Annotated in this window: 12 protein-coding genes; 8 read left to right on the top strand and 4 right to left on the bottom strand. The window is 53.8% G+C overall.

The genetic code is table 11. The annotated features are described in order from the left end of the window. The first annotated feature begins 18 nt into the window (after positions 1-18). The 5 genes from DC28_RS04975 (at position 19) to DC28_RS04955 (ending at position 7,530) form a co-directional block, all read left to right on the top strand. Complete coding sequence (locus tag DC28_RS04975) at positions 19-768, top strand: HhH-GPD family protein (protein WP_238565771.1); 750 nt, start codon at positions 19-21, stop codon at positions 766-768. Between the two features lie 29 nt (positions 769-797). Then, positions 798-3,023 carry a diguanylate cyclase gene (locus DC28_RS15280; protein WP_052078471.1) on the top strand — a complete coding sequence of 742 codons (2,226 nt, stop codon included), beginning with the start codon at positions 798-800 and terminating at the stop codon, positions 3,021-3,023. A 528-nt stretch (positions 3,024-3,551) separates the two neighbouring features. Continuing rightward, complete coding sequence (locus DC28_RS04965; protein ID WP_037546501.1) at positions 3,552-5,051, top strand: fibronectin type III domain-containing protein; 1,500 nt, start codon at positions 3,552-3,554, stop codon at positions 5,049-5,051. A gap of 19 nt (positions 5,052-5,070) precedes the next feature. Then, entirely contained in the window at positions 5,071-7,077 is a 2,007-nt protein-coding gene (locus DC28_RS04960) for a hypothetical protein (RefSeq protein ID WP_037546500.1), read from the top strand. 12 nt (positions 7,078-7,089) lie between these two features. Beyond that, positions 7,090-7,530, top strand: a complete 441-nt coding sequence (locus DC28_RS04955; protein WP_037546499.1) for a hypothetical protein — start codon at positions 7,090-7,092, stop codon at positions 7,528-7,530. 313 nt (positions 7,531-7,843) lie between these two features. Here DC28_RS04955 and DC28_RS04950 read toward each other — a convergent pair whose 3' ends face one another. Together DC28_RS04950 and DC28_RS04945 are read right to left on the bottom strand one after the other, a co-directional pair. Then, positions 7,844-9,823 (bottom strand): phosphohexomutase domain-containing protein, encoded by a 1,980-nt coding sequence (locus DC28_RS04950; RefSeq protein ID WP_052078470.1) that lies wholly within the window; start codon positions 9,821-9,823, stop codon positions 7,844-7,846. Positions 9,824-9,850: 27 nt separating this feature from the next. Beyond that, positions 9,851-10,963 (bottom strand): BamA/TamA family outer membrane protein, encoded by a 1,113-nt coding sequence (locus DC28_RS04945; RefSeq protein ID WP_037546498.1) that lies wholly within the window; start codon positions 10,961-10,963, stop codon positions 9,851-9,853. Between the two features lie 65 nt (positions 10,964-11,028). Here DC28_RS04945 and DC28_RS15275 point away from each other — a divergent pair, with 65 nt between their 5' ends. The 3 genes from DC28_RS15275 to ribA all read left to right on the top strand — a co-directional run bounded on the left by DC28_RS15275 (position 11,029) and on the right by ribA (position 15,320). Further along, positions 11,029-13,719: a hybrid sensor histidine kinase/response regulator gene (locus DC28_RS15275; RefSeq protein WP_162180190.1), complete on the top strand. Its 2,691-nt coding sequence runs from the start codon at positions 11,029-11,031 to the stop codon at positions 13,717-13,719. A gap of 80 nt (positions 13,720-13,799) precedes the next feature. After that, on the top strand, positions 13,800-14,627 hold the full coding sequence (locus DC28_RS04935) for an SAM-dependent methyltransferase (RefSeq protein WP_037546496.1): 828 nt from the start codon (positions 13,800-13,802) through the stop codon (positions 14,625-14,627). A 51-nt stretch (positions 14,628-14,678) separates the two neighbouring features. Beyond that, entirely contained in the window at positions 14,679-15,320 is a 642-nt protein-coding gene (gene ribA, locus DC28_RS04930) for a GTP cyclohydrolase II (protein ID WP_081941964.1), read from the top strand. 54 nt (positions 15,321-15,374) lie between these two features. Here ribA and DC28_RS04925 read toward each other — a convergent pair whose 3' ends face one another. After that, a complete protein-coding gene (locus DC28_RS04925) occupies positions 15,375-15,926 on the bottom strand; it encodes a cytochrome P460 family protein (protein ID WP_052078468.1) in 552 nt (183 codons plus the stop codon). Next, the gene (locus DC28_RS04920; protein WP_037546494.1) at positions 15,916-17,397 is read right to left on the bottom strand and encodes an adenylate/guanylate cyclase domain-containing protein; all 1,482 of its coding nucleotides are present in this window, start codon (positions 17,395-17,397) and stop codon (positions 15,916-15,918) included. Before DC28_RS04920 ends, DC28_RS04925 begins: the two co-directional genes overlap by 11 nt. Positions 17,398-17,427 lie beyond the last annotated feature (30 nt).

The following is a 17,427-nucleotide window of genomic DNA, read 5'->3' as shown; positions in this document are numbered from 1 at the left end:
GACACCAGTCCGTATATTGTGTTCTTGTCTGAATTCATGCTGCAGCAAACCCAGACATCTCGGGTTGAGCAAAAACTACCCGAGTTTTTACGGGTTTTTCCAGACTTTGCTTCTTTGGCTGCCGCACGTTTATCCCAGGTGCTTTCACTTTGGCAGGGAATGGGATACAACCGGCGTGCGGGGTACCTGCATAGATCAGCCCAGGAAGTGGTGCAACGCTACCATGGATTCCTTCCTGAGGATCCTCAGCTGCTGCGCTCCCTTCCGGGAATTGGATCCTATACAAGCAACTCCATCCCTGCCTTCGCCTACAACCGCCCTACGGTTTTCATAGAGACCAATATTCGCCGGGTATACTTACACCATTTTTTTTACGGGCAGCAGGGCGTAGCTGATGGGGAGCTTATGCCTCTAATTGCAGAAACCCTGGATACCCAAAATCCCCGGCGGTGGTACTACGCTCTCATGGATTATGGGGCCTATCTCAGCCGCATTGTTATAAACCCCAACCGCCGCAGCCGCCAGTATACTAAGCAATCCCCCTTCGAGGGATCTGTACGTCAGGTTCGTGGGGCTATTCTCCGAATATTAACCGCCCAAGGACAGGGGGTTTCCCGAGATGAGGTATATACCAGGGTCTATCAAGATCTGGGTTTAGGGGATTCTCCTCCAAGGGATTACGAAACCCGGTTCTTACAAGCAAGCAGCACCTTGATTAATGACGGTCTCATCCTTCAGGATGGGGATGGAACCTACAACATCCCATAATCAACACTGCCAGGAAGGGAGTCAGGCACATGGCTAGGGCCAGGAAAACACTCGCGTTACTGATAAATAATCTGGAGGGGTACTATCTTGAGCCCATCTGGCAAGGGGTTCTCAAAGCCTGTCAGACAAACCGGGTAGATCTGCATGTGTTCGAGGGACGGGTTATCGAGTCTTCGGTCCGCAACGAAGGGCAGCATAATATCGTATACTCCATGAGTGGTTCCGAGCTCTATGACGGCTATATCATTAGCGCTGGAACCCTGGCTCATACCCTTAATCAAGGCGCTTACGAAGGGTTCATGAAACAATTCTCCGGGAGGCCCGTGGTTACCCTACAACGGCCATCCTCTGGGGCGAATTCTATAACCATTGATTCTCATGCATCCTTGAAGGCTCTAACCTTACATCTGATTCTGGACCACCGGAGGAAGAATCTTGTTTACATCGCAGGTCCGGTGGACAACTCGGATAATCAGATCCGGGAACAGGCGGTACGTGATGCCCTCGAATTGGCTCTAGGGCCTGAGACATCCTTGCCGGTGCTTCCCGGGGGCTTCAGAGAGCCTGAGGGGCGGCGGGCGATGGAGAGACTCCTAGAATCCGGCGTGCCCTTTGACGGTATTGTTTTCTTTAATGACAGTCTTGCCCAGGGGGGGATGGCATACTTACTAGAGCACGGCTTCAACCTGCCTCGGGACGTATCAATAATAGGCTTTGATAATATCGCATCCAGTCAGGCCCTGGTTCCCTCCCTTACCACCGCCCATCAACCCCTAGAAGAAATGGGGGCTGAAGCAGTTTCACTCCTGGTAGAAGGCTTCGATAACCCAGGGGCTGAGTCAACCCCCCGGCAGATTGTATTGGATAGCATCCCCGTTTTTCGGCAATCCTGTGGATGTTTAGGATCCTTCTCCAGCCGATCTGTGGTTAATATTCAGGTAATTCAGGATTTCTGGAAAAGACTCCTTTCAGAGGTTGATGATTGTATTTCCAGGGGACGGCGGGAGGACATACCATCCCGGGTATATTCCGCTCTGGCGGAGGAAATCGCTCTGGGCCGGTCGGTCGCTCCATACCAGGATATCGGCCAGGTGATTGCCAAGCGGCTTGATGAACAGCTGCGAAAGGATACAGCCCCTGCTGCCCCTGAAAAGGAAATTAACAACTATGAACTTGGACTCCACGTGCAGATGGTTCACGGGGCTGTAATGACCGCAGGAGAATCCATGGACAAACGGCGGTTTGTTCACCTTGTATCAAATTTCCGCCACGTGATTCTCGAAGAGTTGTATGACCTCAGGATTAAAAGCCTCTTCGAGACCCTCCCCGGGGTGCTTCAGAATCTTGGTATTCAGGGATGCGCCGTTGCCTTTTATGAGACCGGAGTAATCCGGAGCCCGGCCCGTGGGGTCGCAGTTCCGCCGGATCGGGCAGTATGGAAGTTCTGCTATTGGAACGGATCCACCGTCCCCCTGGGATCCGAGGGGCTCACCTTTCCCATGAATAGAATTGTACCCCCCGGGGTAGGTGACCCCTCCGGGAGGATTGCTGGGGAGAGTGAATCCTTGCTTATCCAGCCTCTCTTTCATGGGAATGAGCACTTCGGCATCGTTGTCTTTAGTCTCTCTATGACCGATGATCTGTTATTCGAGGGACTTCGGGCACAGATGAGCTCTGTTATTAAGGGGTCTCAGGTATTCGAAGCCAAGGAGCGAACCGAGCGCCGGCTCCGGGATACTCTGGATGAATTAAAACAAAAGAATCAGGATCTGCGGAGTCTTTCCATTCGGGATGAGCTGACAGGGCTGTATAACAGACGAGGATTTATTGAACTAGGCGAAAGCCACCTGCACCGCGCACAATTATTGGACCAGTGGATTTGCGTGTTTTACATTGATCTTGACGGCCTGAAGGCAATTAATGATCGCTACGGTCATGATGAAGGAGACCGGGCTATTGTGAGCGCCGGCGATCTCTTAACACGGGCGTTTCGTTCCCAGGATATTGTTGCCAGGTACGGAGGTGATGAATTCACCGTATTAACATCCGAAACGGATAGCAAGACAGCCGAGGTGTTGGTTACTCGCCTCAAATCCACCCTGGCTGAATTCAACAACCAAAACAACCTGCCATATCGACTATCCCTGAGTATTGGATTCGTTTCCAGGAGAATGAATTCGCCGGATCACATCGAGTCCTTATTACGTAAGGCTGATTCCCGGATGTATACTGACAAGTCAAAAAACAGCAAATAGCCCATTGCGAAGGTATAGAAGTACAAATTTTCCCTCATCCTCTCGTTGGATTGGTTTCCATAACCAGTGTTCGGTCATCTGAAAGGATAAATGAAAGCTCTTTCATGGCTAAAAATGGAAAAAAAATCTTGCAGGAAAATGAAAGTAATGTTTTTATAGTTGATAGGGGTATAAAACAATGGGGGTACGAATGAAGCCTATCACGTAGCAATTCAATTCACAATCTTAAGATGTTCCAAGGAGCCGCTATCAGGGGATCCTACCAGATAATCATTCCCAAGGATGGTTTTTCCATCACCTGGATGATTAAATCCTGTCGATAGTACTAAGGGTATGTCCGGAACTAAACCGGTTTATTCCCCCCTGAAGAACACTTAAGAACCCCCCAACCCGTATTCCGAGGTATGCAGGCTCAGGTGAGCGGCGTTAGGTCCGTCTGAGGTCTCTCACTGTGTCTGTGTAAACCGGTTTACAATCATGCCGAGAGCCGCGGTGTATCCGCGGAGACAACAATAGGAGGTTTCGAAGATGAAGAAACTGTTTGTCTTAGGGATAAGCATTCTTGCATTGCTGATCGTTTCAGTGGGCTGTGCTAATCCGCTAGTAGGAAGCGACGGGGGAGCCGTGGTGGTTTCTGACCTAGTAGCGGCCGCCGGGGTTGCTAAGGTAGATCTTACCTGGACAGATCCCGAGGTTAGCTTTTCTGGACTGAAGGTAGAGTACTCCGCAGAGGGTGTGGAGACTGTTACTGTCGATGTTGCCAAGGGTGACGGAGCCCTCAGTGTAACGGACTTGACCGCAGGTACTGAATATACTTTCGTGGTAAAAACCGTGGCTGAGAATGGGGTAGTGGCCGCCGAGGGGGCTTCTATTACGGCTACTCCCAAGGGCAGCTTCACTGCTCCCTTTACCCCCGAGGTTATCGGAATCGGAACCCCGGGCGGCTGGGACGGTAACGGTGCTATGACGAAGGTAAGCGAGTACGAGTGGACCTATACCTTCCTCACCGATGGAACCGATCTGGAATTTAAAATACGAAAGCTTGGGAGTTGGGATAATGCCTACACCAATCTTGAGGACACTGAGATTGCTGTTGGTACCGCCTTCGAACTGAGAACCGGGGACGAGCTTCCCAACATGAGCCTTGCTGTGGAAGGTGAAGGACGGATAACCATGACCTTCAAGTTTGAAAACGATGAAGGCGTACCCGAGCTGCTAGTGGAATACGAAGAATCCCAGGTGGCTCCCTTCTCGCCTAAGCTCTCCTTTGTAGGCGGAACCAATGACGGTGAAAGTTACTACATGGGCATGGTCACCCAGAACGAGTGGGAAATAACCATGGACGTAACAGCCGGGGATACGCTGGAATTTGTTATTGGAAATAACGATGACTCCACCCGCTACGGCGATGCGGCCAGCCACTCCCTGGTGAACAATACCGCCTTTGATGCAGCTGCATACGGTGATGGCGAGAGTGGAACCAGCATCACCTACACCGTACCAGCCTCGAACGGCAAGGTGACCATCAGCTATTACTTCGCAGGGCAGGAAGGGGATTCTGATACCCCGGAGATTCTTCTCTCCTATGTTTCACCGGCAAATATCACCTTCCAATTCAGGAACTTTACCGGATTAGCCAACGGTACAGCCGATCTGGTCGGTGATTTCACGGTTAGCGGTTGGACCCATGGCGCCTATACCCTGAACTTCGATGCCTCGGGGAATGCCGATGTGACCGTTTCGGACCAAGAAGGGCTTAACAAGATCCTATTCCGCTTGGTAGTTGGTGGAGGAGATTGGAGTGCACCTGCCGGAGTGGACTACAGTGTGTTAGAGCCTAATGCCTGGAATAATTTAGATGATGATCATTCCTACGACTCTGGTGATTCCAACTGGGGTATCGGGAACGAAGGAGAGGCTAAACCGGATGGCGGCTTTGCATTCGGCTCGGACTACACCGTGACTATTGATGCAGCCGGGGGCGGACGGGCCAGCATGGCCATCGACGGCACCACCGTCTGGGAATAACGAAAACAGGAGTTAATCGATGAAAAAAGCATTACTAATCTTATTCATCATGCTTACGGCCCTGGTGCCAGGGTACACCGAGTCTTCGGTGGGCTTGGAACTACCCGATGAGTATGTACTGGAGTTCCGGTATGAAAATCCGGACGCCCAACAGGTCAATATTGCCGGTCCCTTTCAAGGCTGGGATACTGAAAAGACACCTATGACTCTTGAGGAAGGAGTTTGGGTATACCGCATGGATGTACAGCCCGGGGATACCATCACCTTCAAGTACGTTGTGGACGGTGAATACCTGAGTACCATGGAAGGTCTTGCACCCGCCACCACCGAAGATGGATATGGCGGAAAGAACGGGGTTGTGGCCGTGGCCGATCTGGTTCCCAGCGGTAAAGATGAAGATATCTTCCGCTCCAAGATCACCTTCGGTACCTACACCCAGGTGTACTCCAACACAGAATTCCTGACATCCTCGATTGCCCCGGATGTAGAAGGGAATACCCTCCGGGGACTCGAAACTGATTTCAGTGACCTGGTTACCAAATCATACTGGAAGCTGACTGCAGATATCCTGCCCGGCATCAGTACCTTCTTGGAGATCAAAGCCTTCGATGGCAGTGTGAATCTCTACAAACAGGTTCCGGATGCATCCGCTGATCCCGATAACCTGTTAGACCCCGAGGTAACGGTGGTTGACGGTCTGGAAAACCTTGGCTCTGCGTTCTTTGCACCCTTTCATGCCTTTAACGGCAATGCCCTCCCTGAACTGGGCCATTTCAAGGCCGGACTCAAAACCGGAATTGTAGACCTGTCTACGGGTTATAAGTATGCCAAGAGTGATCAGTCTACCAGGGAACTCCTCTTCAAGACCTTTACCAATGAATCCAGTGCCAATGACGGCTACCTGGAGCTTGCTAACGGCAGCCAGATTCGGGAGCTTGCCGACGGTATTACCCTGGATGTTCTTCTTGGACTAACCAAGCGGGAGGGTGGTCATGGCATGTACAGCTGGATCGATCTCGGTTTGGCCGACTACACCGTATCTCTTCTCTACAACACCCTGGCGAACCGGTTGGATGGAAATCCCCTGCGGTACTACTTCTTTGATGCGAAGCATACCCTGGGGCTGGGGGTAACCGCACCCATCGTTAAGGATATGCTTACCCTTAAATTCGAGGGATTAACTACCATTGATGCTGCTACTGCCTTCGATGCTGCAGAGGGGTTTGTGGTTGGTCTTTCCGGTGATTTTAACGCCGGTGATGTCTTCAAGACCGGATTTTACGCAAAATGGGCCGGAAATAACGTAACAACCCTCTTCGGGGAAAATGATACCCTTTCATCGGGCACCTTCAAGGCTGGAGTTTCTCCCTCCACGAAGCCGGTGGACCTGTTTCAGTTCGGATTGAACTACGATTTGGAGACTGACCATCTGTTCGCGGGGACTCTGGTAAACAAGTTTAATCCCTACCTTAATCTCTACCTTGCTTCAGCTCTGGGCCTTGATGCCACCGTAAACGGCTATGCGAAGATGGAGCTTGCTTCTGAGTTTTCTCTTACTGAAGCGGGCGGTTCCGTTGCAGTGGCTGAGCTTTCCGATAGCATTGCGTCCCTGGGTGCAGGATACGGCTATACTGCGGCCGATGCCCAACCCCACGCGGTGTATGCAAATGCACGGTTGGTTAACCTTGCCTCTGCCCTACCGACCCTAGATTTTGATCTGGGTTGGAAGGGAGACGATATAACCTTCATAACCCGCGCCGGGATAGCCGAAACGGTTCAGACTAGTTTGAGCATGATCGGCCGTTTGGATGAAGGGCAGACCTCTCCCTTCGGTGCCGCTTTGGGGGGTGCAATCACCCTGCCGGAGAGTCTACGGGCCGGGGTTGTGTTCATGCAGCTGGGTTACGATTTTAGTCCCTTCAGTGGTAAGGAAAACGCCGCCGTGGAATTCGAGGATAACTTCGTGAAGAACCTGGGCGGTGAAGGCCGCGGTTTCATGAGCTTCGGCATTGTTTGGAATTTCTAAGGAGACGTACCAATGAAGAAAGCACTTTATTTCATACTGTTAGCGGCTGCTGTCCTTATGCTCGGCAGCTGCGGTAATACCCTGCATAATGCATCCGGGGTATTTATCACCAAGATTACGGCGGTGAACCTGCCGGAAGACGGGACCTATGCCCTGGCTGGGGGATTCTTCGAATCATCCTGGGACAATACAAACCTGGCAACCGCCTCCTCGGATGCGACGGTTACCTGGGAGTTTGAGACCCCCATTGAGGTAAAGCCCGGGAATTCAGAGTTCAAGATCGTCCAGTCTGGAACCTGGAAGTTTGCAGCCCTGGGTACCTTCAAGGATCCCCACGATAACGCCAATGTGTTTGATGCCCAGGACATCACCATGGACGGCGGTAACTGGGAACTTACCTGGGATGCCGAGAAGGATGTGGATGAGGGACTGATGGCAGCGAAACCTGAATAGGCAGCCTACCGTCAGTTCATTCCCGATGCCGGGGGGCTCTCCCGTGTATCGGGAAGGAGGGTTCACGGAATCGTATCTTGATTCCGTGGCCTTTTCTTAGTGGATTAGTCTGCAGTACGGGGCCGAGGGTGCAAACCCAGGGTTTCATGGGGGCAGGCTAATCCCTTAAGATGAGGTATCTGCCTTGGGGGTAGGCCTAGGATTTCCATGGGATCCGCCACCAGCGTTTTAAGCTCGGTGGCGGATCGTTTTTTTTGGGGGGGATACCGGATACAGCTAGATCGCCCGAGCCAACCCCGGAGGGATCCGGGTCCTAGGAGCCCTGGGAATCGGCTTTTTGAATCATGGAGACATGCCAGTGTAAGAGGTACTCCTCCAGGGAGGGGTCCGAGCCCCGGACATCAGCCAACACCCGGAAAACGGGTTCTGTGCCGGATCCCCGCATCCAGATGAATGCCACGGGAATTCCGGTTTCATCCTTGAAGAGAATTTTCAAACCGCCGCGTTGGGAACCGGTGCGGTATTCCGGCCCGAAGCCAACCCGTTCATGGATCCCCTCGTAATTCACCTCCCGCCAGGTAACGACCCCCAGGGTTTTGTTGAACCAGGATTCGTGCTCCGGCCATTCCCTGCGGAATAGTTGTTCGTACCGTTCCTTAAGCAGACTATGTTCCTCCGTCTTGATCCGCAGAATGGCCCGATCCTCATAGGCACTGGTGGTGATGTACTCGGGCAGGGCCTGAAGGACATCCTGAAGGGTGAAGTCAGGGTTGTAGGGCCTCCCGATTCGGTGGCAGTAGATCTCGAAGAGGCCGGAAGGGGAGCCGGCTCCGGGGGAGGAGGCGCTGGTGCTTTTAGGGGAGGCAGAGGCGTTGGAATCACCCTTCATAGTCAGGACCTTGAGAACCGAACAGATGGTATTCAAAGGATCCCGGACGGTTGAGGGATGAGTGATGTTGCCGCCGTTGGAACCTTCGCCAAGGATACGGACCAGGTAGCCCTTTTTCCGGAGGTTCTGCGCCAGGGTTACTACGTTGGCTTCCCCGACCTCCGCACGGAATACCTCCACATCGAAGGCCCGGCAGAGCTCCTCGATCCGCATACTGGTTGGACCGTTAATCGCCACTGCAACCCGCTGGTTTGCCTTGTTTTTTTCATCATAGGTGAGCTGGCCGGTGTACACCAGCCAAGAAAGTTCTGCCATTACCGTCAGGGCAAAGACCTCCTGGGCTTCGATTTGCTGTGCCTTTCCGGTCGAAGCATTGAGGTAGACCAGATTGCCCCGGTCTCCGTCGTTGTCGGGAACGTAACCCAATTGAAAGCTTGAATCCTCTTGATAGGCTTTTTCTAATTCAGCGATACACAGGTCCAGACTGCGGCCTTCGGGTACGATGCGGTGGGTGATCTGCCGGGGGACGCCGTTGACAACCCGGATGGCTACCCCCAGATCTTCCAGGTACTGTCGGTCAATGGTCAGGGTCCGGGCACTGCCGTTCAGTTCCGCCAGGATTCCCACCCGGTTGTTACGGATGCCCTGGTGAAGGTCGGCGATTCGTCCCTGGATGAGTTGAGGATCCGTGGTATCTGCGGCCACCTGGTGGGAGAAATCCCGGTAATATTGGAGGCTGTGGTTTTTGTGGGTATGACTGTCGTGAAGGGTTTTCTCCAGGAGTGAAGGGGAACAGGACTTAAAATGGTCGAAGACGGTTTGAGGAATGTTCGGGTCGGTCCTGAGGCTGGTGAAGAGGGTAATGAGCTCCCGCGCCGAATCCCCGCCCAGAACACTTCCCGATTCAAGTCCAAACTTCACACCGTTGTGGCCGATGGGGTTATGGCTGGCGGAGATGTAACAAAACCCGTCCAGCTGCGGGTTCTGTTTGGTGTAGGCCATGGCCTCGGGTGCAGAAGCGATGAAGAGGTAGTGGACGTGGATACCCAGATCCAGAAACACCCGGAGCATGGCGTCCGATAGTGCCGGTCCGGTGGGCCGGGAGTCCATGGCCAGGGTGATGGTGAGTTGATCGAAGGATTTTTCGGTAGCTGCAGCCAAAATTTGGGCAAAGGCCAGGGCCATGGTGCCGGCGAGAATGCTGGCTTCGGGCTGAATCTCCGGAGATGCATCCTCCTCGTCTCTCGAGGAGGCAAACACCATCCTCCAACCTGAGGCGCTGACAATGAGGGGCTTACTGAAGTCCGATACAGCCTGGAAGACTGGGGGAGACTCGATCAGGGCTGAAAAGCCTTGGGGGTCTCCGATGGGAAGCTGTGAAACTGAATCATATAATGGTGCCATTGGGCGAACTCCTAAAGGTGGGGGTGATTAAAAATGTAATCCGAAACCCAGACCGAAGATGGTCAATTGACTACCCGTCAGGGTCAGATCGTTCAGCGCATAGTGAGTATACACGAGAATCGTTCCAAGTCCAAAGAGGTCGATCCCGATTCCACCGCCGATACTTGTGAGAAGCTGCTTTTGCTGGGTTTCATATCCTCCGTCAATATGGATGAGTGCCACAGGCATGAGACCCGACCAAATGATGGTCGGAAGGTTCAGCCGTAATTCGGTGCTGAAGGCGGTTTTTACATCCCCGGTGAACCGACCGGATTCATATCCTCTCACGGTTCCTCCTAACCCATCCCGGTAGGACAGTCCGCCGAAGCTGGATTCAGCATAGTACGGGACCGATTCCCCGGTGATGAAATCCGTGATGGAGTAGAAACCGGCGTAGACGCTGAAAAGGTTGAAATCAGGCTTCCCGGAGACCAGGGATTCATAAATGGGAAGATAGCATTCAAGTTCCAGGGTGATTCTCCCGAAATCGGCAGCGCCCAGGGAATTCAGGGCTCCGGGAGCATACTCCCCAGTGAGTTCCGCGGCGAAACCGCTTTTCACCTTAGTGACCGGTTTCTCTAGGCTGGCGTCCAGGGCAGCCAGGAGGGAGAAGCTGTGGGTGAGGCTTCGGAGGGATTCGGGCCGGTCTGATTCAAACAGTAGGGCCATGGAGGATTCATCCTGGTAGTTATTGTTGTACCAGCCGCGGTAGTACAGACCAATCTCCAGAAGCTCAGGCAGTAACTCCTGACGCAGTCCCAGGTTCCACTGAAGATTCAGCTGGGAGAAATCTGTATATAGTAGGGCGGGATTGCTGTCCGAAAAATCGTCCTGGGTAACCGGGGTTCCGTCGGGGTGTTGGTAGTAGTGGCTAGTTTGATAGGCGCCGCTCAGACCGAGCCAGATTCCGGTGGTGGTCCCGGGAAACAGGGTGAGTCCCTGATACCCCAAATCAACCTTGGCACCCCAGAGCCGGAGATCCGGTTGGATGACAAAAACAGGATCTGTATCCTGAGAGAATACGGGTGAAAGGGGAAGGATGCTGAGGATCAGCAGGGTGGTTACGATAAAGCCGGATCTGGCAGACGCGGGTTGATTCATGATAATTCCTCCGGGTTGAATTTTATGCGTTAACAGAACCCGGGTCAACAGCTATAATGGTGGACATGGAAGATGGGAATACTCGGCACATGGAAGTGGGGATCTCGGAATATATTACCCTGTTTCGCAGGTTCAGCGACCAAGCGCCGGTTCCCCAGGCCTTGTTGGAGCCCCACGGCGGGGTCATCGCGACAAATCCGGCCTTTCGGCAGGGGATTGAGGGCGGCTCAGGCATAACATCACTGAGGGAGGTTGTACACACCGAAGATTGGGCCGATGTGTTCGAAGCCTTGAAGCAGATTGAGTCAGGGGCCTTGCTCGACCGGCACAGCGTCTGCCGGTACAGGGGTGTTCAGGGGGTATCATGGTGGCGGATCGCTCTGTTCAAGGCCATGGATGGGGTTATTGCTGGTTATTTTGAGGAAATAGGCGACACCATCCGTGAACATCAATCCCTGTTGAAGGCTAAACACCTGGCTGAACAGAGCGCCCAGGCGAAGAGCCTCTTCCTTGCGAACGTATCCCATGAAATACGCACCCCCATTCATACCCTCCTGGGCATGGCTGAACTGCTGGCTGAAACCGCCTTGGATGCCGAACAGGAGGAGTACCTCCAGCAAATCCATTTTTCTGCTGACGCCTTGTTGGGACTAATCAACGATATTCTTGATTTCTCAAAGATCGAGGCTGGCAAGCTGACCATCGAAGAGATTGAATTTGACTTCCATACGGCCATAGAGACGGTTATGGATATGCTCAGTCTCGAGGCTTATAAAAAGGGGTTGGAGCTGATCATTGATATTGATCCGGCCATGCCGCTCTTCGTGGTGAGCGATCCAACCCGATTCCGTCAGGTGCTGATCAACCTGGTGAACAACGCCATCAAGTTCACGAACACCGGATATGTGAAGGCCACGGTACGGGTTTTTGAATTAGATGAGCCCCTGCCGGGAGCGGTGTACGGTGCAGTCCGTTTTGAGGTGAGAATATCCGATACGGGGATAGGAGTGGATCCGGAGAAACGCAGTCAACTGTTCCAATCCTTCAGCCAGCTGGATGCTACGACAACCCGCAGGTTCGGAGGAACCGGACTTGGACTCGCCATTACCAAGAACCTTGTAGAGCTCATGGGTGGTCGGATCGGGGTAGACAGCACACCGGGCCAGGGTTCGGAATTCTGGGTGACCATGGATCTTCCCTGTATCCCCTCTATGCTGCCCCAGGAGCGGTTTAATGCCCTCACGAGCCGGCGGGTTTTAATTTTGGATGATTGCCCGGAGTGCCGACGGGTCATCGGGAAGATGCTTGCCAGCGAGCACATCACCCTCTATGACGCCGAAAACTCCCGGGATGCCGTAAACCTGCTTCGCAGACAGAGGGAGCAGGGAGCCCCCGTGGACATAGTCTTAGTGGATCTGGTTTTGTCGGGTATGGACGGCTGGCAATTCGCCAGTTTGATCCACGGTGACCCGGAATTGGGAGAGACCCGGCTGTTTCTCATGAGCCCCCCGGGGTCTATGGGGGGAGAGGCAAAAATGAAGCTGCTCCGCTGGTTTGACGGATATATCTCCAAGCCGATCAAACAGCGAGACACCCTGGCCATCCTATCCGGTGCCCTGGAGCGGGGTATCTTCCTCGATGAAGGCCAAAATTCGGATGTAAACGGCATGGATACCGAGGAACCCCTGGAGCTTGAAGAACTCGAGGAGGACCGATCTCTACTGGAAAAAGATACTTCCCCCGCCCGGCATTCCGTCTTCATGTCGGTGCTGCTTGCCGAGGATCATCCGGTTAATCAGCGTCTCTTCCAGACTATTATTGAGCGTCTGGGACACCGGGTTCGGACGGCCTCCAACGGTCAGGAGGCGGTGGATTTGGCTAGCCGGGAGGACTTTGACGTGATCTTCATGGACGTTCATATGCCGGTTATGGATGGATATGCTGCAGCGGCTGAGATTCGTCGGTTTTCCACGAGTGTTCCGATCATAGCAGTAACAGCTAATGCATTGCAGGGAGAGTGGGAGAACTGCCGAAAAGCAGGGATGACCGGGTATCTGGCAAAACCCTTCTCTAAGGACCAGGTGGAGGAGGTACTGCGGGAGATATTCGAACCCGATTCTCAGGAACCGGCTCCCGGGTTTTCTTATACGGAAAATCCCCAGGACCCCCCCGGTCCTCCTGACTCCCTAGAACTGAAAGACCCCGGGAATACCCCGAAAAGCGATTCGCAGTACCAGGAGAACAGCGGGTCAGGGCTGCTCGCTCGTATTACTACCCAAAAGCGCTCCACAGAGCCGGGTGCACACCGGGACGGGCGTTCAACCCCCGGGCCCCGGGAGGCGCTGCAGCCCCAGCTCCGGAACCAGGGAGAAGAATTGCGGCACACCGGGGACAGGGACCATGCTACCCAGGTCTTCGATTATAAAAAGGCTCTTGCAACCTTTATGAACCGTCCGGAGATACTCCATGAGGTACTCCAGCATTTTTTAGCGGCCACCCCCCAGCAGATCTACGATCTGGGCCAGTGTATTACCCAAGGAGACCTGAAATGCGGGAAAAATATGAGCCACAGCATCAAGGGAAGCGCGTGGAATCTTGCTGCCATGGGATTGGGGAACGCCGCTTCGCGTCTTGAAGCAGCCTGCGCGGATGGCAACACAGCTCAGGCTCCCTGGATATTTGAACAGTTGCGCCAGGAATGGCAGCATTTTGAAGCTGCGGTCCAGGAGGCTGTGCCAGGTGCTTCGGCCACCTGAGGAAAACCCGCTGCCCGGAAACCTCTCTCAGGGGAGGGGGTCGTATTGTCAGCCGCGAAATCCTAGGGCATACTGCTGCCATGGACCGATTGAATACACCCGAATACCAAAATCAGATAACCCCCGTCCTTCTATCTGGCCCCGAACGCCGGAAAACCCTGGCCATGCACAGCTACCTCTGGAATCCCGGGGTTAAAACAGCCCGGCAGGCCCTGTACAGCCAAAATGCGTTGATCCTCCGCAGCGCCGAGGCCGTTGAGGCTTCTCGGTGCCTGGACTTGGGATGCGGTGTCGGTGGAACCCTGCTGTATCTCTCCGAGACCCTCCAGGCCGCCTATGCAGGTATCTCCAACAGCGGTGTTCAAATACATCTGGGAAGCCAGGAAATTCAGCGTCGGAACAAGCAGCAACAGGTTCGATTATTTCAGGGTGATTTTAACGCTTCTCAATCCTTTAAGCCGTTCCCAAACCAGGACCTGATCTTTGGGGTAGAATCCCTTGGTTATGCCAGTTCCCTGGAGACATTGATTGCCGATGTATCCGGACATCTGCGCCAGGGGGGACGTTTCGTGGTGATTGATGACGTGCTCACCGGGGATGATCAGACGGACAGCGAACTAGTCCGGGTGTGGCAACGCCAGGCCCGGATTCCAGGACTAACCACCCGGGACAACCTCATTTCCCTCTGTGCCCGCAGCGGCCTCGTTTTAGCGGATGAGGATGAGCTAACCCCCTTTCTGAAGGAACCCCTATTCCAGCAGGGGCAGAACGCCCTTACCTATGCTCTGCTTTCCGGGAACTCTGAGCCGCCGGCTCCAGGAGAATTCCGTATGAGCCAACATCTTCGGGGCAGACTACGCCGGGAGGGCAGGCTCGCATATGAACACCTGGTGTTTGTGAAAAGTTGATACCCTCTGTATGACGATCCTCAGCGCACCATACCTTTAGTGGAGACTACCATGACCATAGATCAAAACCAGCAATCCCAGGAATACACCGGTTCCCGGGGCAGAACCTTTCGGGTGGAAATAAAGGCTGAAGCCGCTCTGCCCAGCCGTTTCGGAGACTTCCGGATTATCGGTATATTCGATACCCACAAAGGCGAGGAGCATACCGCCATTGTCCGTGGAACCGTGGATGGGGCCGAGGATGTACCGGTACGGATCCATTCCGAATGTCATACCGGCGACGTATTGGGCAGTTTGCGCTGTGACTGTAGAGATCAGCTTGAGGCTGCACTCCATTACATCGGTCAGCGCGATCGAGGTGCGGTCATCTACATGCGTCAGGAAGGCCGGGGAATCGGCTTGATCAACAAGATCAGAGCGTACACCCTCCAAGATCAGGGCTATGACACCGTGGAGGCCAATGAGAAATTGGGATTCCCTGCGGAGGCCCGGGAATACCAGGGAGCTGCCGCCATTCTGGAGCTTCTGGGAATCCGATCCGTTGCCCTATTAACGAACAACCCGGCAAAAATTGAGGGGCTGCGGGAGGTCGGCATGACTATTACCCGGCGGATCCCCATCGTCATCGAACCCAATGAATTCAACGCTCACTATCTTGCGACGAAAAAAACCCGGATGGGCCATCTCTACTAATGCCGAGGTGAAACGTAAGAAAAGTATGCCCCCTGATGAGGCCCCCAATCGATCTTACCGATAGGGATAGAATACAAAATCCCGAAACTGCCCCGAGGTGTTGCCGTCGTTGTAGGGATTGGGTTCGTTGGCGTTGTTATGGCAGGTAAAGCAGAATTCCTCGTCTAGTATGGTCTCCACCTCGGATTGGTAGTTCTTCACCAGCCAAATCCAGCCCCCCCGCTGCATGGGATGGTCGCGATCCTTAATCATCACCGTAAGCATGGCAGGCTCCTCATCAGCTCCGGGCTGGGCAGATGCATACACCTCTTTAACAATCTGGGTTCCCTGGGGGTAATCATAGAACAACCGGCCGTTGACCTCCTGGGTGGTTACCCCGGATGCGGCCGAACTGATGTATATTTTTCGAAGTCCGCTGCCGTGGCCGGGAATGGTGAAGTCGAGGACGGTATCGGTGGTTTGATTCCAATTCCGGTAGTCCGGGGAAATCAACTGCACCTGCTCACCCTGGGAACATCCCGCAACCAGCAAAATAACCAGGACGAAGATTGCCAGGATGGTGCGTACCTCCGGGGTACCCATCTTCATTCCCTTGTTATGATTCATGGGATGCCTCCCGTTGTTTGAGTTTGTACACCCGAAGGGTCCGACGTTTTCCCTTGACCGATAGTCCCATAGGACCCTCCAGGGAAAACCGGTAGCTTTTTTGGATCAGGGGATTCTTGGTGAGGCAGGATTTCAAGGCTTTCGCGAACTCGGCAGTAACCAGAATTCCACCCCCCTGGGCCGCGCTGCAGAGCCGGGCTGCGATATTCACGTTATCGCCGATAACGGTGAAATCGGCCCTGGCTTCACTGCCCATACGCCCCATGATAACCGCTCCGGTATTCATGCCGACCCCTACCTGGAGTCCGCCGTAGACAGTACCGGAATCCTGAAACTCCTGCTGGATATCTACAGCAGTTTGGGCTGCCCGGCAGCACCCGTCTTCGCCCTCGAAGATTGCAAAGATTTCATCACCCACATACTTATCAATATCGCCGCCGTGGCGGTGGATAATTCCGGTCTGTACCTCCAGGACCTTATTCAGGTTCTCCACCACCGTTTCTGGGGAGTTCGACTCGGAGTAGCTGGTAAATCCCCGGATATCGGTAAACAACAATGTCAGATCCACGGAGATTCCGGTTTTGGAACTGTCCGAGAGGGAGCGGACCGTTGAGCCCGAGACGTACTGGGTGAGTTTAAAGCGCTCTATCAGTCCCTCAATCATGGTATTGATCCGCTGGGCCAGGCCGCCGATCTCATCCTGTTGATGTACCGCCACCCTGGCGGAAAAATCACCGTCGGTAACGGCGGTACACGCCTGGGCTATCTGACGGACCGGCCCGAGGATGATCCTGCCCATAAACCGGGAGAGTCCGAAACCGAGGATAACCACCAGGGCGAAAAAAGCGCCTCCCGAGGCGAATACCGCGGTGCGCTGGAGGGAGACGGTATCCGAAATATCGCTTTTAATCTCTAACACACCCCGGATGGTATGATCAGCCCCGTGACAGACCGTGCACTTGGGGAGATTGATGAGGGGTTTCAACACCCGGAAGTAGGTATTTCCCTCGCTGGATAGAATTTCTGTACTGTCCCGGGGAACGCCGCCCTCACCGAGGGCCTGGGAAAAGAGCCGATCCTCCTGGGGATTAATCGGAAGGGGAGAGGCGACCGCATCCCTGGTCTCAAACCGGGGATTCATGAGGTAGCTGTTCACGGTATTAATGGTCTTATTATCCTGGAAGGCCTGCTCACCGCTGGTTCTGTAGAGCTGAATCATCAGATCCTGATCGACTATGTTGAGCCGCTCGAAGTATCCCTGGGCGAGCAGCGCCTGGCCGGGAAGCATGAGGCTCTCGATGGCTGCATAGATGGTATCTGCCTGGCGGAGGGTATCACGCTGGTTAATATCCTCGATGGTAACTATAAGGGATCCCGCCAGGGCGACGGTGATTCCACCGATTCCGAGGATCATGGTAGCCAGGATCAGGGCGTTCACCTTGAGGGTGATTGGTATAAACCGAGTACGCATAATAAGAATAGTATACAAGATAACTCATAA

Source organism: Spirochaeta lutea, from assembly GCF_000758165.1.
GTDB lineage: Bacteria > Spirochaetota > Spirochaetia > DSM-27196 > Salinispiraceae > Spirochaeta_D > Spirochaeta_D lutea.
The sequence above is the reverse complement of the archived record's forward strand: the minus strand, read 5'-3'. Positions and strand labels throughout refer to the sequence as shown.

Excerpts from the sequence above, each read along its gene's own strand:
- DC28_RS04955 (WP_037546499.1), top strand. The coding sequence starts at position 7,090 with ATGAAGAAAGCACTTTATTTCATACTGTTAGCGGCTGCTGTCCTTATG.
- DC28_RS15280 (WP_052078471.1), top strand. The coding sequence starts at position 798 with ATGGCTAGGGCCAGGAAAACACTCGCGTTACTGATAAATAATCTGGAG.
- DC28_RS04950 (WP_052078470.1), bottom strand. The coding sequence starts at position 9,823 with ATGGCACCATTATATGATTCAGTTTCACAGCTTCCCATCGGAGACCCC.
- DC28_RS04945 (WP_037546498.1), bottom strand. The coding sequence starts at position 10,963 with ATGAATCAACCCGCGTCTGCCAGATCCGGCTTTATCGTAACCACCCTG.
- ribA (WP_081941964.1), top strand. The coding sequence starts at position 14,679 with ATGACCATAGATCAAAACCAGCAATCCCAGGAATACACCGGTTCCCGG.
- DC28_RS04960 (WP_037546500.1), top strand. The coding sequence starts at position 5,071 with ATGAAAAAAGCATTACTAATCTTATTCATCATGCTTACGGCCCTGGTG.
- DC28_RS04935 (WP_037546496.1), top strand. The coding sequence starts at position 13,800 with ATGGACCGATTGAATACACCCGAATACCAAAATCAGATAACCCCCGTC.
- DC28_RS04965 (WP_037546501.1), top strand. The coding sequence starts at position 3,552 with ATGAAGAAACTGTTTGTCTTAGGGATAAGCATTCTTGCATTGCTGATC.
- DC28_RS04920 (WP_037546494.1), bottom strand. The coding sequence starts at position 17,397 with ATGCGTACTCGGTTTATACCAATCACCCTCAAGGTGAACGCCCTGATC.
- DC28_RS04925 (WP_052078468.1), bottom strand. The coding sequence starts at position 15,926 with ATGAATCATAACAAGGGAATGAAGATGGGTACCCCGGAGGTACGCACC.
- DC28_RS15275 (WP_162180190.1), top strand. The coding sequence starts at position 11,029 with ATGGAAGATGGGAATACTCGGCACATGGAAGTGGGGATCTCGGAATAT.